This window comes from Novispirillum itersonii subsp. itersonii ATCC 12639 (genome assembly GCF_000381985.1).
GTDB classification, from domain to species: domain Bacteria; phylum Pseudomonadota; class Alphaproteobacteria; order Rhodospirillales; family Rhodospirillaceae; genus Novispirillum; species Novispirillum itersonii.
Genome location: NZ_KB907338.1, coordinates 352,731 through 376,698 on the forward strand (window position 1 = coordinate 352,731; position 23,968 = coordinate 376,698).

General features: G+C 65.1%; 18 protein-coding genes. 12 read left to right on the forward strand and 6 right to left on the reverse strand.

Features of this window, described 5'->3' with window-relative positions:
- Nucleotides 1–6: 6 nt before the first annotated feature.
- From G365_RS0104875 to G365_RS0104885, 3 genes are all read left to right on the forward strand, one after another.
- Entirely contained in the window at nucleotides 7–549 is a 543-nt protein-coding gene (locus G365_RS0104875; RefSeq protein WP_019644385.1) for a GNAT family N-acetyltransferase, read from the forward strand.
- 141 nt (nucleotides 550–690) lie between these two features.
- A complete protein-coding gene (locus G365_RS0104880; RefSeq protein WP_019644386.1) occupies nucleotides 691–1,899 on the forward strand; it encodes a 6-phosphofructokinase in 1,209 nt (402 codons plus the stop codon).
- Nucleotides 1,900–2,055: 156 nt separating this feature from the next.
- On the forward strand, nucleotides 2,056–2,409 hold the full coding sequence (locus G365_RS0104885; protein ID WP_019644387.1) for a NirD/YgiW/YdeI family stress tolerance protein: 354 nt from the start codon (nucleotides 2,056–2,058) through the stop codon (nucleotides 2,407–2,409).
- 12 nt (nucleotides 2,410–2,421) lie between these two features.
- Here the strand turns inward: G365_RS0104885 and G365_RS0104890 are convergent, their stop codons facing one another.
- The 3 genes from G365_RS0104890 to G365_RS22715 are packed head-to-tail and all read right to left on the reverse strand — an operon-like array spanning nucleotide 2,422 to nucleotide 5,143.
- Nucleotides 2,422–2,901: an AraC family transcriptional regulator gene (locus G365_RS0104890; RefSeq protein WP_019644388.1), complete on the reverse strand. Its 480-nt coding sequence runs from the start codon at nucleotides 2,899–2,901 to the stop codon at nucleotides 2,422–2,424.
- A gap of 44 nt (nucleotides 2,902–2,945) precedes the next feature.
- Nucleotides 2,946–4,463 (reverse strand): D-alanyl-D-alanine carboxypeptidase, encoded by a 1,518-nt coding sequence (locus G365_RS0104895; protein ID WP_019644389.1) that lies wholly within the window; start codon nucleotides 4,461–4,463, stop codon nucleotides 2,946–2,948.
- Complete coding sequence (locus G365_RS22715; protein ID WP_019644390.1) at nucleotides 4,451–5,143, reverse strand: extensin-like domain-containing protein; 693 nt, start codon at nucleotides 5,141–5,143, stop codon at nucleotides 4,451–4,453. Before G365_RS22715 ends, G365_RS0104895 begins: the two co-directional genes overlap by 13 nt.
- Nucleotides 5,144–5,564: 421 nt before the next feature.
- Between G365_RS22715 and G365_RS22720 the strand changes: the two genes are divergently transcribed.
- Both G365_RS22720 and G365_RS0104910 read left to right on the forward strand, forming a co-directional pair.
- A complete protein-coding gene (locus G365_RS22720; protein WP_019644391.1) occupies nucleotides 5,565–8,345 on the forward strand; it encodes a PAS-domain containing protein in 2,781 nt (926 codons plus the stop codon).
- Between the two features lie 174 nt (nucleotides 8,346–8,519).
- Nucleotides 8,520–10,157 carry a DUF3369 domain-containing protein gene (locus G365_RS0104910; protein WP_019644392.1) on the forward strand — a complete coding sequence of 546 codons (1,638 nt, stop codon included), beginning with the start codon at nucleotides 8,520–8,522 and terminating at the stop codon, nucleotides 10,155–10,157.
- Here G365_RS0104910 and G365_RS0104915 read toward each other — a convergent pair.
- Both G365_RS0104915 and G365_RS0104920 read right to left on the reverse strand, forming a co-directional pair.
- Complete coding sequence (locus tag G365_RS0104915; RefSeq protein WP_019644393.1) at nucleotides 10,154–10,711, reverse strand: histidine phosphatase family protein; 558 nt, start codon at nucleotides 10,709–10,711, stop codon at nucleotides 10,154–10,156. The two genes, G365_RS0104910 and G365_RS0104915, sit on opposite strands and share 4 nt — an antisense overlap.
- Nucleotides 10,712–10,752: 41 nt before the next feature.
- Nucleotides 10,753–12,060, reverse strand: coding sequence for a D-amino acid dehydrogenase (locus tag G365_RS0104920; protein ID WP_281163879.1), 1,308 nt, complete (start codon nucleotides 12,058–12,060; stop codon nucleotides 10,753–10,755).
- A gap of 180 nt (nucleotides 12,061–12,240) precedes the next feature.
- Between G365_RS0104920 and G365_RS0104925 the strand changes: the two genes are divergently transcribed.
- Both G365_RS0104925 and G365_RS0104930 read left to right on the forward strand, forming a co-directional pair.
- The gene (locus G365_RS0104925) at nucleotides 12,241–13,746 is read left to right on the forward strand and encodes a bifunctional ADP-dependent NAD(P)H-hydrate dehydratase/NAD(P)H-hydrate epimerase (protein WP_019644395.1); all 1,506 of its coding nucleotides are present in this window, start codon (nucleotides 12,241–12,243) and stop codon (nucleotides 13,744–13,746) included.
- 124 nt (nucleotides 13,747–13,870) lie between these two features.
- Nucleotides 13,871–15,289, forward strand: coding sequence for a malonyl-CoA decarboxylase (locus G365_RS0104930; RefSeq protein ID WP_019644396.1), 1,419 nt, complete (start codon nucleotides 13,871–13,873; stop codon nucleotides 15,287–15,289).
- A gap of 96 nt (nucleotides 15,290–15,385) precedes the next feature.
- Here the strand turns inward: G365_RS0104930 and G365_RS0104935 are convergent, their stop codons facing one another.
- Nucleotides 15,386–17,359 carry a methyl-accepting chemotaxis protein gene (locus tag G365_RS0104935; RefSeq protein ID WP_019644397.1) on the reverse strand — a complete coding sequence of 658 codons (1,974 nt, stop codon included), beginning with the start codon at nucleotides 17,357–17,359 and terminating at the stop codon, nucleotides 15,386–15,388.
- 237 nt (nucleotides 17,360–17,596) lie between these two features.
- Here G365_RS0104935 and G365_RS20390 point away from each other — a divergent pair, with 237 nt between their 5' ends.
- The 5 genes from G365_RS20390 to G365_RS20400 all read left to right on the forward strand — a co-directional run bounded on the left by G365_RS20390 (nucleotide 17,597) and on the right by G365_RS20400 (nucleotide 23,968).
- Nucleotides 17,597–18,082, forward strand: a complete 486-nt coding sequence (locus G365_RS20390; protein WP_019644398.1) for an iron-sulfur cluster assembly scaffold protein — start codon at nucleotides 17,597–17,599, stop codon at nucleotides 18,080–18,082.
- Between the two features lie 82 nt (nucleotides 18,083–18,164).
- Nucleotides 18,165–18,614: a PAS domain-containing protein gene (locus G365_RS0104945; protein ID WP_019644399.1), complete on the forward strand. Its 450-nt coding sequence runs from the start codon at nucleotides 18,165–18,167 to the stop codon at nucleotides 18,612–18,614.
- Between the two features lie 66 nt (nucleotides 18,615–18,680).
- The gene (locus G365_RS23415; RefSeq protein ID WP_019644400.1) at nucleotides 18,681–21,332 is read left to right on the forward strand and encodes a DNA translocase FtsK; all 2,652 of its coding nucleotides are present in this window, start codon (nucleotides 18,681–18,683) and stop codon (nucleotides 21,330–21,332) included.
- A 185-nt stretch (nucleotides 21,333–21,517) separates the two neighbouring features.
- Nucleotides 21,518–22,897 (forward strand): hypothetical protein, encoded by a 1,380-nt coding sequence (locus G365_RS0104955; protein ID WP_019644401.1) that lies wholly within the window; start codon nucleotides 21,518–21,520, stop codon nucleotides 22,895–22,897.
- A gap of 72 nt (nucleotides 22,898–22,969) precedes the next feature.
- On the forward strand, nucleotides 22,970–23,968 hold the full coding sequence (locus G365_RS20400) for a lysine-2,3-aminomutase-like protein (RefSeq protein ID WP_019644402.1): 999 nt from the start codon (nucleotides 22,970–22,972) through the stop codon (nucleotides 23,966–23,968).

Genomic DNA, 23,968 nt, shown 5'->3' on the forward strand with positions numbered 1-23,968 from the left:
AGAGAGATGTCAGAGTATAAGGCCGTGGCCCCCCGCATCGGCCTGCGGGCGGTGACGGCGGCGGATCATGCGGCGGTGTTTGCAGGCTTGTCGCACCCGCAGGTGATTGCCCATTACGGTGTCAGCTATGACACCTATGAATCCTGTCAGGTGCAGATGGACTGGTTTGACAGCATTCTCCGCGATGGCACCGGCGAATGGCTGGTGGTGGAACGGCGCGAGGATGGCCGGTTCCTCGGCTGCATCGGCTACAACGACCGCGATGCGGACCACCGCCGGGCCGAAATGGGATACTGGCTGCTGCCGGAGTTCTGGGGGCAGGGCTATGCAGCAGAAGCCCTGCCGGCCTTTACAGCCTATGTCTTTGCCGCCACCGACATTCACCGCCTGCGGGCGGAGGTGGAGGAACCCAACCGGGCATCCTGGGGGCTGCTGGAACGCTGCGGCTTTACCCATGAAGGCACGGCGCGGGACTGCGAGGTCAAGGACGGGGCATTTATATCCCTGCGGATTTATTCTCTTCTGGCGACGGACAGGGGGGTGGCGTAATCCACCTGCGGTCCACGCAGGGCAGCCCGCGTATATCGGCTCTGGCCTTTTTGATGACAATTCGGTAAAGCATCGGGCAACGGCGGTATCCCGGTCGATACCTGCCCACGACATGCAGTCCCTGCACAGACGGAGTTGCCCGTGAACGGCAAAGTTCTGGTCGCCCAAGGTGGCGGTCCCACCGCGGTTATCAACCAGTCGATGGTTGGCGCGGTTCTTGAATCCCGCAAGTTCCGCAATATCGAGAAGGTCTATGGGGCTTTCCATGGTGTGCGTGGCATCGTTCAGGAAGATTTTCTCGACCTGACGCAGGAAACCACCCACAACCTTGAACTGGTGGCGGGCACCCCGTCGTCGGCGCTGGGCTCCACCCGCGACAAGCCGGATCTGAAGTACTGTCAGGAGATCTTTAAGGTCCTGAAGGCCCATGAGATCGGCTACTTCTTCTACATCGGCGGCAACGACAGCTCCGATACCGTCCGCATCGTTTCGGAAGAAGCCCGCAAGGCCGATTATGCCCTGCGCTGCATCCATATTCCCAAGACCATCGACAACGACCTGACGGTCAACGACCACACGCCGGGGTTCCCGTCGGCTGCCCGCTTCGTGGCGCAGGCCTTCATGGGCGCGAACCTTGATAACTGGGCGCTGCCGGGGGTCTACATCGGTGTGGTGATGGGGCGTCATGCCGGCTTCCTGACCGCCGCCGCCGCGCTGGGCAAGAAGTTCCCCGATGACGGCCCGCATCTGATCTATGTGCCGGAACGGGCGTTTGATATCGAAAAGTTCCTGGCCTCGGTCAAGGCGACCATGGATAAGCATGGCCGCTGTGTGATTGCGGTGTCGGAAGGCATTGCTGACGAAAACCATGTGCCGATTGCCACCAAGCTGGCCGAGGAAGTCGAACGCGACGCCCACGGCAACATTCAGCTCGGCGGTGGCGGTCTGGCCGAAATGCTGGTCGATGTGATCAAGAAGCGCCTTGGCTACAAGCGCGTGCGCGGCGATACCTTCGGCTATGTGCAGCGGTCTTTCGTCGGCTGCGTGTCCGACGTTGACCAGCGCGAAGCCCGCGAAGTGGGGGAAAAGGCCGTGCAGTTCGCCATGTGGGGCGACCGTGACGGCTCGGTCACCATTCATCGCACCGGCTTCTATTCCGTCGATTACCATCTGACCGACCTGCTGGAGGTCGCCGGGAAGACCAAGGTGATGCCGGACGAATTCATTTCGCCCTGCGGTACCGATGTCACTGATGCCTTCCGCATGTATCTGCGCCCGCTGCTGGGCTCCGGGATGCCGGATGCCTACCGCCTGCGTCAGAACCGGGTGCCGAAGATTCTCGGCCTGTAAGGGCTGACAGGGTCTGACGTGTTGGCTGAAACCGGCGGGGCGCAGGCTCCGCCGGTTTTTTCATGCGCTTTCCTGAACGGTGGTTTCAGACCGGGTTCACCCACGCGGGGGTAGAACGGCGGTGTTGAGACAACGCGGAAAAGGAAGGACTGCGCGATGATCCGTTTTCTGACAGGGGCCGCCGTGGCGGTGATGCTGGTGCCGGTTGCGGCGTTTGCCCAGTACACCGGGCCGGGGGCTGTCCCCGCTCACCAGACTGTGGCGGCGGTGCTGGCCGATGGCCGGGATGATCAGCCGGTGGTGCTGCGGGGCACGCTGGTTAAGCAGCTTAGCTCTGATAAATATCTGTTTGCGGATAAAACCGGCGAAATCCGGGTCGAGATTGACCCGCATCTGTTTGCGTCGCAGCCGGTTTCAGACACAACGGTGATCGAGCTGCGCGGCGAGGTGGAGAAGGAATACCTACAGTCGCCGGAGGTCGATGCTGACAGTCTGCAGGTGCTGCCCTGATCCGGGGGCGGATTAACGTAACGGCAGATACAGATCCAGTTCGGTCTGCGCTTCCGGCACCTCTGGGGGGAAGCGCAGACGCTGGCAATACAGCGGAAAGTCTCCGGCGGTTTCACCGCTGGCGGGCAGCCAGTCGCGGATCAGAAACAGGGCGGCGGCTTCCAGCGCCGCGTCGCCGCCGGTCACCCTCAGCCGGGCGCGCCGCCCGCCGGGGATCTGACCGCCCCGGACCCCCTGCGGATTGGGGGCGACTTCCCCGGCAACAGCGCAGCACAGATCCAGCCGGAACGCCTGCGGCGGTGTCACCGCCGGATCGCAGCGGAACACCGTATAGGTGGCGCTGACCGCCGGGGGCAGCCCCACGGCCCGTCGCCAGCCGATGAAGCGCCCTATGGTGTCCGGCAACAACGCCGGATCACCGTGATGCTCCAGCACCGCAACGGCCACCGGGGTGGTGATGACGATTTCGACTGGGTATGCTGAGACCATCATACGGACCGCTTCTTCCGGGTGGGCCTGTCAGGGGTAGCCGGGCGTCAGTTCGCCTCAATCCATCCGGTGATCAGGGCGGCTTCCTTGGCGCGGGCTGATTTCAGCCAGTCGCGGGCGGGCAGCTTGTTGGTATCGGCCTCGCGCTGATCAAACGGGATGGCGTCATATTTGATGCGCGCCACCTGATCGTCACTCATCACGCAATAGGCCATTTCCCGCCCGGATTTTGCGGTGAACACCCCGGCCAGTGCCCGGGCGTAGAACATGGTGCCGCTTTTGCCGCGCAGTGTGGACGGCGAGTTAAGATATCCATCCGGAATCCCGAACGGGTCCTGCATCAGGCCGGGCAGAAACGGCTTCAGCGGCTGGTTGGCAACGCTTGACGTTCCGGCAAAGCGGGCCAGCGCCGCGCACTGGCCGGGGGTCATCCGCCCTTCCGGCGACAGGCCGGAGGCATTGGGCATCACCAGCCCGCCCCAGGCAACGCTGGGGATTGCCGTCTGGGCCAGTTTGCGCAGGGAGTCGGCGGCTTCCTGCAGGGTTTTCCCCGCTGTCACCGCCAGCGACATGGTTTCCAGCGCCACATTGTTGGAATGATAGACCGAGGCCTTCAGCATGTCCGTCAGTGGCTCTGACAGATGGCGCGCCAGCGTCGCACTGCCGGTCACCCCGGCGGCGGCCTGCGGGGCGGGCAGTTTCAGGCCGTTGCGGTCAGCCACCCAGACAAAGGTGCGGGCGGCATACAGGGCGGCGTCATGCACCGCCAGCGCGGTGTCACTTTTATCCAGCGTTGCGGGCAGCGGCTCGGGATACAGCGCCAGCGGCTGCTCCAGCCCGACCGGCTTGCCCTGCTTGTCAAAGCCGATGCGGAAGCGGTTATAGCTGACCCCCAGACCGGACAGGCCGGGGTTGTAGGGGACCTCCGGCGGCTGGGTCGCTTCCAGCACCGGGATGGTCGGCAGGGCGGTGGCATCGTACAGGAATTTGCCCTTAATCCCCTTGATGCCCTGATCCTTCAGGGTCTGAACCAGCTCTTCGAAGGCATCGATATCCAGCGAGGCATCGCCGCCGCCGACCAGAATCAGGTCGCCCTGTACGATGCCGTTTTTCACCGGGCCGGTGGCGGTGACGGTGGTGGAAAAGCGGAAATCCGGCGGGGCCATCGACAGAATGCCGATCATCGACACCACTTTGGTGACCGAGGCAGGGATGAACGTCTCCCGCGCCTTTTCAGCGGCCAGCACCTGCCCGGTTTTGGCATCCATCAGCACATAGCCGGTGCGCAGGGTCGCGGGGTCCGGCGTCAGGGTTACACCCGGTGCGGTGGGGGAAACCGGCGGCGTGGTGGTGCCCATCCCGGCTGCGGTCTCGGGCCCGGCCCCCTGTCCACTGCCAGTCTGGCCGCTGCCAGTCTGGCCGGGGGTGGGGGCGGTGACTTTGGCTTTGTCCGCCGCCTGTGCGCCGGGGGTGGTCAGGGGCAGCAGCGCAGTCAGCGCCAGCGCTGAACACAGCAGAAGACGGGTGCCGCAACGGGTAAAAACCGCAGAACTCAGGTGCCGCATTTTTTCCAGGGTCCGATGTCTACATGAATATGGTCGTAATGGTCCTTGTCGGAATTGGGCGACAGAACCACGCTGAAGTAATCGCAGGCGGACCGGGCCACCCGCTGCAGGAATTCTGATTTGGCCCCGGCCCCTTTCCAGTGTTTGGTGACGGAGATGGTGTCGCCGCCCTGCAGTTCAAACACCCCAAGGTCCAGGGCCTTGCCGTAGGAATGCTCCGACAGGCGGCTTTTGTCCGATGTGCGGCCCCGGCAGTTGTACGACCCGTAATGGTGCACGACGCTGACAGGGCGGCCAAACAGCTCCATCGCCAGGGGCTGGATCACCTGTTCGTCAAAGCGGGCGTACCGGATTGCCAGCCCGCAGTCCATCGGCGCCGGTTTAGACAGGCTGGCCTGTACCGCCACCAATGACACGGCAGAGCCGATGCCGCAGGCATTACCCGAGTCGGTGTCTTTCAGCCGGTTGAAGGCGCTGCCGGAATAGGACAGGCTGATCATGCAGGCGGCCCCCTGTTCGTCAGCAGGGCGGGTGACGCGCGTGCTGCCTGATTTGGGGCCTGCCGGGGTGCCGCAGGCTGACAGCAGCAGGGCGCAGGCAAGGCCCAGCAGACCCAGCCGTGCTGTCGGTCCCCCTGCCGGTCTGTTCCGGCGGGGGGTGCCCCCGTTTTCTGACCTCAACACTGGCTCTGGCCTCAACACTGGCATGGTGATGTCTGCGTTGCCCCCGGCTGCGGCGTCTTCTGCTCCGTCCGGCGACAGACTAGCGCGTTTTCCCCCCGTGAGGGAACAGCCCGTGCAGCGAAAATGCGGAAATCTGCCGGGACTCCCGCCCCGGGAGTCGGAGGGGGGCGGGCAGATGCTAAGGCGCTGCCATGCATGGGGGTATTGCAAAAAATGCAGGTGTGGCGCAGTCAGCCTATGGCGGCTGAGGCCGGGGAAAGCTATAGTGCTTTGGCACTACGGGCGGCGGAACAGGGCCCCGTCCGGTCCCCGATAAGGGGGCGTTTGCATCAAAGGGGGTAAGACCATGGCCGTTCCGGGGTAGGGCCGGGGCGGTGTCGCAGGGGCTTAGCCAAGGGGGAAAAGGGGACGCCGGGCAATGACGCGGCTGGATCTGGTGCTGGATACCGTGGAGCAGGGCGTGGTGACGGTGGATGCCGGGCTGCGTCTGACCTTCTGTAATCTCCGCTGGCGGCAGATGATGGGCCTGCCGGAGGCGCTGACCCGCCCCGGCACCCCGTGGGAGGATATTCTGCGCTTCCGTGCCGCCCAGATCGAGGCGGAGGCGACAGGCCTGTCAGAGGCAGAGCGCGAAGGGCTGGTCCGCACCCTGATGGATAAGACCCTGCGGTCGCACGAGCGCCGCCACCGCTATGAGCTGCGGCTGGAAAACGGGCTGGTGCTGCAGGTGGAAGGCAACCCGCTGCCCGATGGCGGCTTTGTCCGCACCTTCAGCGATATCACCGCCCTGCGCCGGAAAGAGCAGGAGCTGGAACGCACCCGCGAACGCTATGCGCTGGCGCTGCGGTCGTCCAACGAAGGCATTTATGACTGGGATATCGACACCGGAACCCTGTTCTTCTCGGAACGGGTGCGGGAGGTGTTCGGCCTGCCGCCGGGGACGTTGCGCCCGGAAGACTGGTCGTCGCGGATTCTGCCGGAAGATGTGGCGGTCTACCGCCGCGCCCATATCGACCACCTGCGCGGCCATACCGAGCGGTTTTCCTGCGAATACCGCATGCAGCTTGGCTCCGGTGGGGTGGTCTGGGTCCGCCAGCACGGTCTGGCCCTGCGCGACGGGTCCGGGCGCGCCATCCGCCTGACTGGCAGCGTGGCTGATATCACCGAGTCCAGACTGGTGACCGAGCGCCTGCGCGAGAGCGAGGAACGCTATGCGCAGGCGGTGATCGCCCTGAATGAAGGGGTGTATGACTGGGATGTCCCGGCGGGGACCGTCATCGCCTCGCCCCGTCTGAGCGAGCTGTTTGACATCGGGGCGGATGACGGTGGCCTCTATGCGGCGATGGAGTGGCTGGACCGGATCCATCCCGATGACCGCCACCGCTTCCGCAGTGCGGTGCGCGATCTGCTGCGCGGCATGCGCCCGCGCCTTAGTCTGGAATACCGGTTCCGTGAGCAGGCGAGCAGTCTGGCCGCGCCGGGGCTTCAGTCCTACCGTTGGGTTTTGCAGCGCGGCACGGCGGTGCGGGACCCGCACACCGGGCAGGTGCGGCGGATCATCGGCTCTGCCGGGGATATCACCGAGCGCAAAACCGCCGAGGCCGCTCTGCTGCGCAGTCAGGAAGATCTGGCGCGGGAGCGGGAACTGCTGAAGGCAGTGGTCGAGAATATGGATCAGGGCCTGTTTATGGCAGATTCTGACCAGCGGCTGGTTGCCCACAATGCCCGCTTCCGGGAGATGTTCGGCCTGCCGGAGACCCTGTTTACCGGCCGCCCGGCCCTGTCGCGCCTGCTGCGCCATATGTTCGACCGTGGCGATCTGGGCCCCGATTTTGATGCGGCCTGCGAGGAATATCTGGGCGAGGCGGCCTGCCGCAGCCATGATATGACCGAGATCCGCCGCCGCGACGGGCGGATTTATGAAAGCCGCAACGTACCGCTGGCCGATGGCAGCTTTGTCCGCACGTTCACCGATGTCACCGACCAGAGGAAGGCGGAAGAGCAGGTCCGCGACCTGATCGAGGCGATGCCGCTGCCAATGGTGGTCTCCGGCCTGAAGTCACAGAAGTATCTGTTCGCCAACGAATATGCCCGCGAGGTCTTCGGCATTGATCCTGCCGACCCGGCGCAGGCGGAGCGGTCGGTGACGGAGATTTACGTCAATCCGGCGGACCGTCAGCGGCTGGTGTCCCGGCTGGGGGATGACGGGGCGATCAAGGACTTTGAGGTGGAGCTGAAAACCGCTGACGGGCGGCGGATGTGGGCACTGCTGTCGGCCAGTCTGATGACCTACCGGGGGCAGGCGGCGATTCTGGTGGCCTCAAACGATATCTCGGAGCGCAAACGGCTGGAAGGGGATCTGGAGCGGGCCCGCGACGAGGCGGAGGCGGCGCTGCGGACCCTGAAATCCACCCAGAAAAGTCTGATTGAGGCCGAAAAGATGGCGTCGCTCGGCGGGTTGGTGGCCGGGGTGGCGCATGAGATCAACACGCCGGTCGGCATCGTCGTCACCACCACCACCCATCTGCAGGAAAAGGTGAAGGCGATCCGCACCCTGTTTGACGAAGGGCGGATCCGCAAACAGGATTTTGCCGATTTTCTGGGGGTGGCCGACAATGCCACCACACTGCTGCTGTCCAACAGCCTGCGGGCGGCCAACCTGATCCAGAGTTTTAAGCAGGTGGCCGTTGATCAGACTTGTGAGGAGCGCCGCCAGTTTGACCTGCGGGCTTATGTGCAGGAGGTGCTGGTCAGTCTGGGGCCGAAGCTGAAGCGTACCCCCTATGTGGTGACGCTGGATTGCCCGGAAGGCATCCTGATGGACAGTTATCCCGGCCCGTTTGCGCAGGTGTTGACCAATCTGGTGGTCAATTCGTTGCAGCATGGTTTTGACGGGCGGGACAGCGGCCAGATCCACATGATCGCCCGGCGGGAGCCGGGGAGCGGATCGGTGGTGCTGACATACCGTGACGACGGGGTGGGGATCCCGGCGGCCAACCTGACCCGGATCTTTGATCCGTTCTTCACCACCAAACGGGGGCAGGGCGGCAGCGGTCTTGGAATGAATATTGTCTACAACATTGTAGTACAAAGCCTTAAAGGTACGATCACGGTTGACAGTGAGCCGGGGAAAGGCGTCTGCTTCACCCTGTGTCTGCCGTGCCGGGTGCCGGCGCAGCCTGCTGCGGCGGCACAGTAAAGCAGCCGGGGGAAAACCCCCTGGGTTTATAAAAAACCGGACCGGGGAAAACCCCGGAGTCTTATAAAAAACCGGACCGGGGCAAACCCCGGCTGGTCCCGGCCACAAGGGCCGGAACGCGCAGGCCGCACAGGCCGACAGGGATGGAACAGGGTTTTAAGGAGCAACGTGGCGATGGACGACGATTTCCTGTTTGCCGACGAAGACGGGGCCGATGCCGCCCCGCCGTCGGTGTCGGCGTCACGGGCAGCGGCTGGCCCGGAGGCTGGCGGGGCAGAGCCCGGCTGGAAAATTCTGGTCGTCGATGACGAGCCGGAGGTCCACGCCATGACCGCGATGGTGATGGCTGATATCACCTACCGCGGGCGCGGCGTGGTGATGCTGTCGGCCTACAGCGCCGCCGAAGCCCAGCAGGTTCTGGCCGCCCATCAGGATATTGCCTGCATCCTGCTGGATGTGGTGATGGAAAGCGAGGATGCCGGTCTGCGGCTGGTCCGTCACATCCGCGAGGAGATCGTCAATACCCGGGTGCGCATTATTCTGCGGACCGGCCAGCCGGGGCAGGCCCCGGAGCGGGATGTCATCATCAACTATGACATCAACGACTATAAGGCCAAAACCGAGCTGACCGCCCAGAAGCTGTTCACGGCGGTGATCTCCAGCCTGCGGTCCTATGAGGACATTATGGCGCTGGAAATGAACCGGCAGGGCCTGCAGCGGATCATTGATGCCTCGGCGTCGCTGTTTCAGGTGCGGTCGATGCGGTCCTTTGCCTCCGGGGTGCTGACGCAGCTTTCCACCCTGCTGGGCACTGATGTCAGCGGCATTCTGTGTGTGCAGTGGGCCCGGGCAGGCAGCCCCCATGCGGTGGGGGAAGAGGACGGACTGTTCGTGCTGGCCGGGTCGGGTGAGTTTGAGGGCGGTGAGGAGGCTGACCGCACCCTGACGGTGCCGGACCGCGAACACCTGATGGAGGAACTGCACCGGGTGCTGGAGGCCAAGGCATCCAGTTACCGGCAGGATGTGGTGGCCCTGTACATCCGCACCCCCAACAACCGCGAGGCGGTGGCCTATCTGAAGACCGGGCGGCAGCTGACGCCGATGGATGAGCAGCTGCTGGAAGTGTTCTGTGCCAAGGTTTCGGCCGGGTTTGATAATCTGTGGCTGTATGACCAGCTGCGCCGGGCGCATGAGGCCACCGTGCTGGCGCTGGCCGATCTGGCGGAATACAAGGATACCGACACCGGCGACCATGTGCTGCGGGTGGAGGATATGACCAACCGCACCGCCCGCCAGCTGCGGGCGCAGGGCCGCTGCTGCGACGTGATTGACGATCTGTTCCTTGAGCAGATCGGTCTGGCCAGCATTCTGCACGATGTCGGCAAGGTCTCGACCCCGGACAGCATTCTTCAGAAGCCGGGCAAGCTGACCGAAGAGGAATGGGCGGTGATGAAGGATCATGCCACCGCCGGGGGCGCCCTGCTGGAACGGGCGGCGAGTCTGGTCGAGGGGTCATCCTATCTGTCGCTGGGGGCGGAAATTGCCTCCGGCCATCATGAACGCTGGGATGGCAAGGGTTATCCGCGCGGTCTGAAGGGCGAGGAAATCCCGCTGTCGGCGCGGATTGTCGCGGTGGTGGATGTTTACGACGCGCTGGTCAGCCGCCGCCCGTACAAAGACCCGTGGCCGCCGGGGCAGGCACTGGCCTATATCCGCAACGGCTCCGGGCTGCAGTTTGATCCGCAGGTGGTGCAGGCCTTTCTGGCGGTGATGGAGCAGCAGGGGTATCACCCGACGGATGACGACGCTTAAGGGCGGCGGTAAATGCCAAAGCCCCAGTGCTGACGGGGGGCCTGCCTGGGGCCGGTCCATCCCGTGGCTTTCAGATGTCTGGCGATCAGCCAGATCAGGGCGCCATGGCCGATAAAGGCAACCGTGCCATGGGTGGCTGCCATCGCGGTCAGCCGTTCGGCACAGGCCCGGGCCCTTGTTCTGCCGTCGCTGACGGACTCGCAGCGGGCTGAGAACCCCAGCAGCCACAACACCCGCAGCAGGATCAGCCAGAAGGTGAGTGGCAGTTTCGGGGTGCGCCAGCCGGGGCGTGGCATGTCCAGCTCCCGGAAGGTGGCATCGCAGAGGTCAGGCGTCACGCCAAGGGTGGTGGCTGACTCTCTGGACCGCGCCAGTGAACTACAGACAAACTGCCGGCAGTCCCTGATCACGGCGATGGTCTCGGCAGGAGGGGGCAGGGCAGGGTCCAGACCGGTGCGGTCATAGTGCTCTACCCAGTCTGCCCATTCTGATGCGGTAAGGCGCAGGTCTGTCCGGATATCCGGCCTGCCGTGTCGGATCAGGATGATGGTCAAGGGCCGTGATGCCTCGCGAGGGGGGAAGGGGGACGCCTCTGTCACCGGTCGAAACGGTAGCCGCTGACATCAATCGCGGGGGATCTGCCGCTGATCAGATCGGCGAGAATCTGGCCGGATCCGGCGGCCATGGTCCAGCCCAGAGTGCCGTGGCCGGTGTTCAGCCACAGGTTTTTCACCGGGCTGGCCCCGATGTAAGGCACGGAATCCGGGGTTTTCGGGCGCAGGCCGCACCACGGGGTGGCGGTGGCATAATCCCCGGCCAGCGGAAACAGGTCGGCGGCGTGGCGGCGGATCAGGTCGGCGCGGGCCGGGCGCAGAGTGGGGTCCCACCCCGCCAGTTCGGCGGTGCCGGCCACCCGCAGGCGGTCCCCAAGGCGGGAACTGACGATCTTACGTTCATCATCGGTGACGGAGACCACCGGCGCGCCGGGGGCGTCGGCCTGCTCCGGCCCGGCCAGTTGCAGGGTGATCGAATACCCCTTGGCCGGATAGATCGGCAGCCGGAACCCCAGCGTGCGGGCCAGACCGGGGCTGAAGCTGCCCAGGGCCAGCACCACCGCATCCGCCGTGTGCCGGGCTTTGTCCGTGACCACCGCGCTGATGCGGTCGCCGTCACGGTCAAGGCCGTGGACGGTTTCGCCGAAGCGGAAGGTGACCCCCAGCCCTGCGGCCAGCGTGGCGATACCACGGGTGAACTTGTGGACGTCGCCGCTTTCATCCTCAGTCGCCAGCAGCCCGCCGACCAGCGCCCCGGAGACGGCGCTCAGGGCCGGTTCGATTTTTGGCAGGTCAACACGGGGAATAACGGTCTGCGGCAGACCGGCGCGGGACATCACCTCGGCCCCCTTGCAATGTTCGTCAAAGGCCTGCTGGTTACGGAAAACGTGCAGAATGCCTTTTGACAGGGCATCGTACTGTATGCCGGTGTCGGCGCGCAGGGCCCGCAGCACGTCGCGGCTGTGCAGGGCGATGCGCACCGTGCGCTCGATATTGACGGCGGTGCGCCCCGGCGTGCAGTTACGCAGAAAGCGCAGCAGCCACAGCCACAGGGCCGGATCATAGCGGAACGGGCGGAACACCAGCGGCGCATCGTCGCGGCCCAGCCAGCGCAGGGCCTGCGGAACGGTTTCCGGGTTGGCCCACGGGATGGCGTGACTGGGAGAGATCTGGCCGCCGTTGGCGAAGCTTGTTTCCAGCGCCACGCCGGGCTGGCGGTCGATGACGGTGACGGTGTGACCGGCGCGGGCGAGGAAGTAGGCGCTGGTGGTGCCGACCACCCCGGCACCGAGGACGAGAACGTTCATGGGACAGCAGCCGCCGCATCGGGAGACAACAGGGGGAGTCACCGGGGCGGGACCGCCGCCGGTTAACCGTCACGGAAAAGTCTCCTGTTTTTCCGTATGGCTTATGCTTTTGTTATAGAAAGCGGCTGGCCGGAAGGGAAGAGGGCGATCAGCCGTGCCCGTGTTTGCGTGAACTCCTGCCGGTGTTTTCCACCGGCAGCCAGAGCACAGGGGGTTTTTCCGATGCCGACTTTATCTTCGTCCGCAGCGCTGGCGGCGGTGCTGACCGTTGATCAGATGTATGACGCCGATCGCCGGACCATAGCCGGGGGGCTGCCGGGGCTTGCCCTGATGGAGGCCGCAGGATGGGCCGTGGCGCAGGAAGCCTTGCGCTGGCTCCGCCATCTGCCCGGTGGCTGCCCGGGGCAGCGCGGGCCGGTGGTGGTGCTGTGCGGGCCGGGCAATAACGGCGGTGACGGGTTTGTGGCGGCGCGGCTGCTGGCCGGGCGCGGCTATCCGGTCCGGCTGGCGCTGTCGGGGGACCGGGCGGCCCTGCGCGGGGATGCGGCGGTGATGGCCGGGCGCTGGGGCGGTGCGGTGGAACCGCTGGATCCGGCCCTGCTCGACCGGGCGGTGCTGGTGATTGATGCCCTGTTCGGGGCCGGGCTCAGCCGCCCGGTGGATGGGGTGGCGGCAGCGGTGATTGACCGCGTTAACGCCCTTGGCCTGCCGTGTATTGCCGTTGATGTGCCCAGCGGGGTGCAGGGTGACAGCGGGGCCATTCTGGGGGTTGCCCCGCAGTGCGTGGCGACCGTCACCTTTTTCCGCGCCAAGCCGGGACATTACCTGTATCCGGGGCGGCAGGCGCGGGGGGCGCTGGTGGTGGCGGATATCGGCATTGCCGACCGTGTGCTGGGCGACATTGCCCCGCAGACCTTCCTGAACGGCCCGGCGCTGTGGGCCCTGCCGCAGCCCGGCTGGCAGGATCACAAATACGCCCGGGGCCATCTGGTGGTGCTGGGCGGGGCAGAGATGACCGGGGCGGCCCGGCTGGTGGCGCGGGCAGCCCGCCGCAGCGGGGCCGGACTGGTGACGGTGGCAGCCCCGGAGGAGACGGCGGCGGTCTATGCCGCCGATGCACCGGGAACGCTGGTGGCCCCGCTGGCCGGGCGTGGCAGCTTCCGTGCGCTGCTCGATGATCTGCGCAAAACCGTTTATGTCCTCGGCCCCGGCGGCGGGGTGGGGAAAAAGCTGCGGCGGCGGGTGCTGGCGGCATTGGCCGCCGGACGGCACTGCGTGCTGGATGCCGATGCCCTGACCAGTTTCGCCGGGGATGCCGAGACTCTGTTTTCTGCCATCGCGGCCGCCAGCGGTCAGGTGGTGCTGACCCCGCATGAAGGGGAATTCCTGCGGCTGTTTGCGGCTGACGGCCCGCGCCTGCACCGGGCCCGGAAGGCGGCCCGGCATAGCGGGGCGGTGGTGCTGCTGAAAGGGGCGGATACCGTGGTCGCCGCCCCCGACGGCACGGCCTGCATCACCGCCAATGCCGGGCCGGATCTGGCGACGGCGGGGTCGGGTGATGTGCTGGCCGGGGTGATCGGCGGCCTGCTGGCGCAGGGGATGGGCGGTTTTGCCGCCGCCGCCGCCGGGGCATGGCTGCATGCCGAAGCCGGGCGCCGCCTCGGCCCCGGCCTGATTGCCGAGGATCTGGCCGAAGCCCTGCCGGACATTCTGGGGGCTCTGCGGTAACGGCGGGGTGATTTTCCTGACGGAAGGGAGTGCCGTCTGCCCTAAAAACGCCTTATGATTATAGGGAAATGCGGCCAGCGAACTGACCTGTCAACCGATCTGCCATAAGAGAAAGGACTCTGCGATGAACGAATATGTCGCCCCCGGCCTGTTTGATCGGCTGAGTTCACTGTGGCACGAACTGGTGTCCAGCCGTGCCCCGGATCTGGTGGAGAATATTCAGCCCGCTCTGCCCGCCGATGATCTGGGGCGGGTGCGGGAACAGATGAACGCCTGCCTTGAGGCCAAGGGGGGGGAGGTGTCGGCGCGGGCGCGGGCCGCAGCGCTGGGCAAGGCCTATCTGCGGCTGGATCCTGAAGGGCGGCGGCGGTTTCTGACCGTGATGGCCGCTGATTTCGATGTTGACCGCGCGGCGGTGGATGCGGCGGTCGAGGCGCTGACCAAGGCCCCGGCGGAAAAGCGCCCGGCGTCGGAAGAGGCCCTGCGCACGGCGCTGGAAGCGCCGCGCCTGCGGCTGCTGACCCAGTTTAACGCCCTGCCCAATGGGGTGAAGTTTCTGGTCGATATGCGGGCGGAGCTGATGGCCCTGTCCCGCCAGCACCCGGAGCTGAAGGGGCTGGAAACCGATCTGCGCAATCTGCTGACCCGGTGGTTTGACGTCGGCTTTCTGGAGCTGCGGCGGATCACCTGGGACAGCCCGGCCTCGATTCTGGAAAAACTGATGGCTTACGAGGCGGTGCATGCCATCCGCAGCTGGGATGACCTGAAGAACCGTCTTGATTCTGACCGTCGCCTGTTTGCCTTTTTCCATCCGCGCATGCCCGATGAGCCGTTGATTTTCGTGCAGGTGGCGTTGCTGCCGGAAATGGCGGGCAATATTCAGGATCTGCTGGATGTCTCGGCCCCGCTGGGGGATCCGGCGAAAGCGACGACGGCGATTTTCTACTCCATCTCCAACGCCCAGCAGGGGCTGGCCGGGATCAGCTTCGGCAATTTCCTGATCAAGAAGGTGGTCGAGGTGCTGCTGGGGGAATTCCCCGGTCTGAAGACTTTTGCCACCCTGTCCCCGGTGCCGGGGTTCCTCAGCTGGCTGGCCCAGCAGGAGCAGGCGGAAAAGGCCGGTGGCCCGGCCCTGCTGACCCCGGCAGAGGCGAAGGCCCTGAAACCGCTGCTGGATGTGGCCCCGCTGTCGGCCACCATCGGCGGGGTGCGCTGGTGGCATGATGCCGGTCAGGCCGATATGCTCCAGCCGGTGATCCTGCGGCTGACCGCCCGGTATCTGGCGCAGGAAAAGCGGGCCGGGCGCAAGGGGGCGGCGCCGACGGCGCTGGACCCGGTGGCGCATTTCCACCTGACCAACGGGGCACGGATCGAACGGCTGAACTGGCTGGGCGATACCTCGGCCAAGGGCATGGCCCAGTCGGCGGGGATGATGGTCAATTACCTTTACCGTCTGGCCGAGATCGAAAAGAACCACGAAACCTATGCCGAACGGGGGACGGCGGTGCTGTCCCCGGCGGTCAAGGCCCTGCTGAAAGGGTAAGGGCATAAAGGGGGCCGCGGAGACAGGCCCCCTTTATGCGATGCCGGTCAGGGGGCCTGCCGGGTGAACCCCGACCGGATGGATCCCCATCAGATGTTACAGGCTGCGGATGTGCCCGAAGAAACGGTCAACATCCTGTTTCAGGGTATCAGCCTGCCGGGCCAGATCGGCGGCGGCAGACAGCACCTGCTCCGCGCTCTCCCCGGTCTGCCGGGATCCATCGGTCACACCGATGACGCTGCGGGAGACTTCCTGCGTGCCCTTGGCCGCTTCGGCGACGTTCTGCGCGATTTCGCGGGTGGACTGCCCCTGATCGTCCACCGCCCCGGCAATATCACCGGACAGGCCGTTGATGGTGCCGATCACGCTTCCGATGCTGCGGATTGCCTCGACCACTTCCGCCGAGACCCGCTGGATCTCGCCGATCTGGCGGCCTATCTCGTCCGTGGCCCGGCCGGTCTGGGTTGCCAGACTTTTGACCTCGTTGGCGACAACGGCGAAGCCTTTTCCGGCTTCTCCGGCGCGGGCGGATTCAATCGTGGCATTCAGGGCCAGCAGGTTGGTCTGATTGGCAATATCGTTGATCAGGCCGACGATCTGACTGATCCGTTCGGTTGCCTCGACCAGAGACTGAACGGTGAGATCCGTCTTTTCTGTGACTGACATGGCCTGTTCCGCGACATCGCGTGACTGCTGCGCCCTGTCAGAAATGCTGGCGATGCTGGTGGCCAGCAGTTCGGTGGACTGGGCAACGCCCTGCACGTTCACCGATGCTTCTTCCGTCGCGGCGGCGGCGGCGGTGGCATCCTGCGCCGACTGTTCTGCCGTTGCGGTCAGGGTGCGGGCCGTCTCTTCCATTTTCAGGGCTGAGGCAGCGACCCTGCCGAGGCCAGAGGAAATGCGGGCATCAAAGTCTGTAATCGCCTGCTCGACCCGGTCAGCCCGTTCCTGCTGGGCTTTGCGGGCGTTCTCCTGTTCCTGCTCCAGCCGTTCCCGCTGCAGGGCGTTATCACGGAAGATCACCACGGCTGCCGCCATGGCCCCGATTTCGTCCTGTCGTCCTTCGCCGGGGATGGCAACCCCGGTATGACCGTCAGCAAGCTGGCGCATGGCGGCGGTCATGGAGGCCAGCGGGCGGGCAACAATGCGGTGCAGGCCCTGATGCAGCAGCAGAAGAAGGATCAGGGCGGCGGCAACCCCGGCGATCAGGGCAGAAACACGGAATGCCTGTAAACCTGCGAAGGCACGGTCGCGGTCTGCGACCAGAGCCAGCGACCATTCCGCACCGGGAACCCGGATTGGGGTGAAGACCACCAGAGAGCCGCCCGCGGGACCGCTGACGCTTTGCAGGCCGGGGCCGATGGCCGGGGTTTCGCCGGGAAACAGATCTTTCAGGGTTTTGGTCACCATGCCGGGATCCGGATGAATCAGCACGGTACCCTGTGCATCCGTGATGAAGGCGTGCCCCAGTCCGCCGAGCCTGATCGCATCAATCATCGCTGACAGGGTTTTGACATTAAAGTTGCCGGCGGCGACCCCGTTGAATGTCCCGCCGGGCTTTACCGGCGCGGAGATGGTCATGGTCAGCTGTTTGGTGGCGACGTTCATGAATGGCGGGATCAGAACCATCGTCCCGCTGTCCTTGACCCTGACGTACCAGGGGCGGGTGCGGGCGTCGAAGCCATCCGGCAGTTTGGCCAGCGGCCACATGGTGAAGGTGCCGTCGGCGGTGCCGACGAAGGCATTCTCAAAGGCCCCGGTGAAGGCCTGACTCTTCAGCAGCGGCAGGACCCGATCCGGCGCCGGATCGGTCGTTGCCATGTCTGCCAGTGCCGTGATCAGGGTGCTGCGGGCTTCCAGCCAGTTGTGGATGCTGTCGCTGGTGCTTTGCCCCAGCAGAGACAGGCTGCTTTCCAGATCGTCGCGGATCACCTGCCGCTGATGCAGGTCCATGTAGACCGCGAAGGCAGAGAAGATGAACAGGATTGCTGCGGCGATAACACCAAGCAGTCTGGTGATCATGCTGCGGGTGTGCAGCCCGGCGGTGGCCGGTTTTATAAGCGTTTGCATCGATGATTGACTTCCCCATCCCATCCGGCGGCTGGCGGATGGGTATTTTTTTCCCCACCGAAAGCGTATGCATCGGGATCTGTATGCTGTCAACTGACCGTTTCATAATGTGGGCTGAGGCTGGGGCTGGGGCTGGGTGGGGCGACCGGGTTTGCGGCCAGGCTGCAGATGCCCCATATCTCCATCCGCTGTGATTGTCTGCTGGACGCAGTTGCTGTGATAAAGGATGCTAAGGCTATGGATGACGCCCTGCTTGACCTCTATTCAACCCGGATGAAGGCGCTGGGGGCGGCGGTGAAGGAAGATCACCGGCTGCCCGCGCCGACCGTGACCGTAAAACGCCGCAGCCCGCTGTGTGGCAGCCAGATCACCCTTGATCTGGTGCTGGATGCCGCCGGGCGGGTGACTGCCACCGGCTATGCGGTCCGCGCCTGCGCCCTTTCGGCGGCGGCGTCTGCGATTGTCATCACAGCGGCGGTGGGGTGCGATGTGGTTGAATTGCGACGGATCCGCGATCTGGTCCGCGCCATGCTGAAGGGGGAGGAGGTCACCTTCCCCGGCGGGCGGTGGGAGGATCTGGAGATCCTGCGGCCCGCCCAGATGGTGCGGTCGCGCCACGGCTCGGCAATGTTGCCGTTCGAGGCGGCGGTCGAGGCGCTGGAGCAGGCGGCGGAAACGCTGAAAGATAATGAAATTTCCCCCGTTGCCGGAGGAACCGCTTGAAGGCACCGTGGGGCTGACGTAAACAACATGCCAGACTGGTCGTGTAAACCAAACCAGAACATCCGTGGGGCCAAGTGACACCATGAGCCGTCTCGTCCTGATTTTGCGCCATCAACAGTTAAAAGAGCTTTACCAGCGCTGGTTGAAGCTGTGTGAAGGCGAACACCTGCCGATGGCCCAGGATCTGGAGCCCGTCGAACTGCGCCCGTGGCTGGATAATCTGGTGGTGCTGGATGTGTCGGTGGATGGCGATGATTTCGTCTACGCCTACTATGGCCGCACCTTTGCCAGCGCCTTCCATGCTGATACCGTCGGCAAGTCGGTGGCGGCGCTGCCGAAGGAGCAGGCCGATATCCTGAAGCAGGAATACGACCGTGTGGTGCGGGAACGCATCCCTGTCGCCCGCCTGTACGAAGCCGATTTTGACGGCGAGGTGCAGAAGTGGGAACGGCTGGTCCTGCCGCTGTTTGATGATCAGGGCGAGGTGGTCAAGCTGCTGGTCAGCGCCTATCGCCTGACCAACCAGTCCTGACGGCTGCGCCGCGTTTCCTGATTCCTGATCCTGTTGTGACCTCTTGATAAATGGAGTACCGGGCGCATGTCCGTTGAACAGTTCACCAGTCGTGGCACCCCTTCTGAGCTTAAGGAGAAGCTGACGGCAGGCGAGTTCAATCTGTGGTGTGCGGTTAATTCCAAACCCTATCGCCTTGCCCGTCATGTCTGGCCCGACGGTGCATGGGAATGGGATGTGGAATACATGCCCGGCCGCCCGGAAGGCACGGTTGCCTATGGTACCGCGCAGGAAGACGAGCATCTGGCGGCAATGGCCGCCTTTGCCTTTGTCGCCGGGGTCGAATGGCAGGAAGCCCTGATCCGCGTGCGGGAAGAAAAGCCCGGTGACTGGGAAGAGGCGCTGTCCGATTCCCCGGCCCAGACCCTGACCGCGCAGGCCGTCGATGCCGCGTGGGCGGTGGCCCATGCCGATGACGACGTTGCCCCCGCCCCGGCTGAGGGAACCCCCGGGGATGTGATTTTTGATGAGGGTCCTGCCGAGGGGGAAACCCCTGAGGGTATGATGGCCCCCGAGGCTGGCATGTCCCCGTACCCGCAGCCGCCTCAGGCGGCCTCGGCGGTTGACGATCAGGTGCTGTCTGCCCTGTTCGCCGGGGAAGAGGCGGTGGATGACAGCCCCTATGCCGCTCTGGATGCGGCTGGTACCCCGGATGATCTCCCGGACAGCGTTCCGGACATCGCCGCCCCTGACGAGAGCGGCGGATATGACGACGGGGCATATCAGCCTGCGGCTTATGATGCTGCTTATGATCCGGCGGTCTACGGGGATGAGACCGGCATGGTGACCGACCCCGGCCTGACCGTCGGAGAGGCGGAAGCCCCGGTGGAAGAGCCCGCCGCGGTGCGGATTCTGCCGGAGCATATTCTGGCTGCTGCGGCTGACGGGGCCCCGGCATTTGACCCGGAAACCATTGCCCGTTTTGCCGAAACCGATGAACTGACCGGCGAACCGGTCGAAGATCCCGACTTCTCTGCCGGGTTCGGGGCGGTGTTCCCCGACGCTGAGACCGTGACGGCTGAAGAGTTCGGCGCGGTGATCGGCGGCGGACCTGACGGTGCGCCCGATGCCGACGCCGACACCGACGCAGACGGCGCAACGGATCCGGCGGCGGAGACGGTCGCTGAGCCTGAAGAGTATCCGGCCCCGCCGATGACCCTGCTGCAGGCTGCCCCGGGGCGGGAGGATGACGACTCCGACGAGGCCGGTCTGGCCGGGCAGGCGCGGATGCTGGAAACCGTGCTGAAGAATTTTAAGGTCCGTGGCGAGATCATGGAAGTGAAGGCCGGGCCGGTCGTCACCCTGTTTGAGTTCGAGCCGGTGCCGGGCACCAAATCCTCGACCGTGATCAACCTGTCCGATGACATTGCCCGCTCGATGAGCGCCGTTACGGCCCGCGTTGCCGTGGTGCCGGGCCGCTCCGCCATCGGGGTGGAACTGCCGAACGCCACCCGCGAGACGGTCTATTTGCGCGAGATGCTGGAAAGCCCGGCCTATGCTGACCATTCCGGACGTCTGCCGCTGGTGCTGGGCAAGGATATCGGCGGGGATCCGGTGGTGGTCGATCTGGCCAAGATGCCGCACCTGCTGATTGCCGGGACCACCGGATCAGGCAAATCGGTGGGCATCAACACCATGATCCTGTCGCTGCTGTACCGGCTGTCGCCGCAGCGCTGCCGCCTGATCATGGTGGACCCGAAGATGCTGGAGCTCAGCGTCTACGACGGTATCCCGCACCTGCTGACTCCGGTGGTGACCGACCCGAAAAAGGCGGTGGTTGCCCTGAAGTGGGCGGTGAAGGAAATGGAAACCCGCTACCGCAATATGGCGGCGCTGGGGGTGCGCAATATCGAGGGCTATAACGAGCGTGCCGCCGAGCTGACCGCCCGGGGCGAGCAGGTGACCCGCAAGGTGCAGACCGGCTTTGACCGCGAAACCGGCGAACCGACCTTTGAAGACCAGATCATCGACCTGACCGAACTGCCCTATATCGTGGTGGTGGTCGATGAAATGGCTGACCTGATGCTGGTGGCCGGTAAAGAGATTGAGGCCACGATCCAGCGTCTGGCACAGATGGCGCGGGCGGCGGGGATCCACCTGATCATGGCGACCCAGCGCCCCAGCGTTGACGTGATCACCGGCACCATCAAGGCAAACTTCCCGACCCGGATCTCTTTTCAGGTCACCAGCAAGATCGACAGCCGCACCATTCTGGGTGAACAGGGGGCCGAGCAGCTTCTGGGGCAGGGCGACATGCTGTATATGGCCTCCGGCGGGCGGGTGACCCGTGTGCATGGGCCGTTTGTCTCTGATACGGAAGTCGAGCGGGTGGTGCGCCACCTGAAAGACTTCTGCGGCGAGCCGGATTATCTGCACACCATCACCGAGGAAGAAGACGACACCGACGCCGATGATGATGCAGGCGGGGTGTTTGACGCCACTGCCATGGGCGAAGGCGGCTATGACGACCCCTATGATCAGGCGGTGGCGCTGGTGCTGCGGGAACAGAAGGTCTCGGTCAGCTTTATCCAGCGGCATCTGCAGATCGGCTATAACCGTGCTGCCCGTATTGTCGAGAAGATGGAGGCGGAAGGCATCATCAGTGCCGCCAACCATGTCGGCAAGCGCGACATTCTGGTGGCCGCCAACCGCTATCTGGCGGACCGGGGCGGCGACTGACCGCTCTGTCTGCGGCCGGGCCTGAAAGCAGGATCATCACAGGGGGCGGAGAGCAGATCTCCGCCCTGTCTGTTTTCCGGCGGCGGGGACGGACAGGATAGGCCGTTTCTTCAGGCGGCGATCTGGGGTAAGACGGTGCCGCTGAACAAGCAGTGATCGACAGGGCCGTTCTTGTGGGGGGTGTCATGCGGGGCTTTGCCATGATGCAGGGGATGAAGGGGCTGGCGCTGTGCGTGCTGATCGCCTGTGCGGTGATGGCCGGACACATCTTCCAGAAAGGGCTGGGAATCCAGCCGGATTCCCCGCGCTATATCGCCTCGGGCCTTAACCTGTATCAGCATGGTGTGCTGACTGGCGGCTGGGCATATGATCCGGCTCAGGCCCCGGCCCCGGGGCTGCCGCAGGGCGGGGTGTTCACCTCGCTGGAGCTGGCGCTGGCCGCCGCGCTGGATGACCGGACCCGGTCAGCGCTGGAATGTGCGGTGCGGGAAAGCATCCATGCCCCCTGTGACCGGGGAATGACCTCTCTGAAGGCGATGTATTCCGTCGAGATTGCGGTGTTTCTGATCTGTCTGGTCAGTGTGGCGCGGCTGCTGTTTGGGGACTGGCTGCGTCCGGCGCTGGCGCTGGCGTTTGCGCTGTCGTTCAAGGAAATGCGGGCCTACAGCCATGATGTGCTGAGTGAGCCGGCCTTCATGATGATGAGCGGGCTGTTTCTGCTGGCAGTGATGCGGGCGGTGCGGGCCGGTGGCCGGGCGCTGCCATGGCTGCTGGCCGGGCTGGCGCTGGGGGGAATGGCGCTGGTGAAACCGGCGTGGAGCGCTCTGCCGGTCGGGTCGTTGCTGGTGCTGGCGGGTATGCTTGTGCTGCACCGGGGCCGGGCGTTGGTCTGGGGGCAGTGCTGGGGGGCCTTTGCACTGGGCTGGGTGCTGGCGATGGCACCGCTGCTGCTGCGGAATTATCTGGTGATGGATTTTGTCGGTCTGTCTGATGGCGGTTACATGCTGGCGCCGCTGTCAGACCGGCTGGGCTACAATGCGATGGGCTGGCGGGAACTGGCCGCCGGGGTGCTGTTCTACCTGCCGGACTTCGGTGATAACGCCGCCATTGCCCTGTTCGGGCAGGATATTGCCGAGAAGCTGGCCTGGGGGGATCACAGCTATTACATCTACGGTCGCGATGTCCTGCACCGGATGGCGCTGGCCAAGGGCAGCGTTGCCGAGGCGAAGGCGTTCCTGTGGTCAGAGCATTTCTTCAATACCCCGGTGAAAAGCCTGCTGGTGTCGGTGCTGCTGGCGTGGCGCGGTCTGTTTGTCGGCAGCCTGCTGGGGCTGGCGGCGCTGCTGCTGCTGGTGCCGGTGCTGCGTGGTCTGAGCCATCCGCAGCGGACCGGCCTGCTGGCCCTGCTGCTGCCGCTGGGTATGATGGTCGGGGCGCAGGCGCTGATCTCGGTCAGCATCCCCCGCTATAACGTCGGCCTGATCGTGCCGTTTTCTCTGGTGCTGGCGCAGGCGGTGTACTGGCTGGGGCAGCGGGGATATCGGCGGCTGGGGCGGCGGGGCTAAGGGCCATCGGGGCGAAAAGTCCTTTTCCGTCTGGGCTTGATTTTCCCCGGCGGGCGGGATAGAGGGCGGGGCATGATGACTGACACCGTCCCCCCTGCCGTTTCCGGGATCGGCACCGCCCCTGAGCTGGAGGCGGTGGCCCGCCGCTATGCCGTGAAGACCACGCCGTTCCTCGAGGCGCTGATGGCCGGGGCCGGGCCGGATGACCCGCTGGTGCGGCAGTTCCGCCCCGACGCGCGGGAACTGGTGACCACCCCGGATGAAGTGGCGGATCCGATCGGCGATGACGCCAAAAGCCCGTTGCCGGGCATCGTTCACCGTTACCCTGACCGGCTGCTGCTGAAGCCGGTGCATGTCTGTGCCGCTTACTGCCGCTTCTGCTTCCGGCGCGAGGTGGTGGGGCCGGGCAGCGAAGCCCTGAACGACGCCCAGCTTGATGCAGCGCTGGCCTATATCGCCGCCCAGCCGAAGGTGTGGGAAGTGATCCTGACCGGCGGTGATCCGCTGCTGCTGTCACCGCGCCGCATCCGCCGGATTACGGAGGCGCTGGATGCGGTGCCGCAGGTGGAAATCGTGCGCTGGCATACCCGGCTTCCGGTGCATGATCCGGCGCGGATCACCTGTGATCTGGTGACCGCGCTGACCGCGGCCCCTCGTCTGGTGCCGTGGGTGGCGATTCACGCCAATCATGCCGATGAATTTGTGCCGGAGGTGGTGGCGGCGGTGCGCCGTCTGGCCGACGCGGGGATTCCGCTGGTGTCGCAAAGCGTGCTGCTGCGCGGGGTGAATGACACCCCGGAGGCGCTGGAGGCTCTGTTCCGGGCGTTGGTCCGCAACCGTATCAAGCCCTATTACCTGCACCATCCCGATCTGGCATCGGGGACCAGCCATTTCCGGCTGCCGGTGGAAGAAGGGCGGGCCCTGATGAAGCGTCTGCGCGGGCGGGTGTCCGGGCTTGGGCTGCCGACCTACATTCTCGACCGGCCCGGCGGGCTGGGCAAGGTGCCGCTCGGCCCGGCGTGGCCGGAAGACTGGTCGGACGGGACCGGGCCGGATGTGCTGACCTACTGA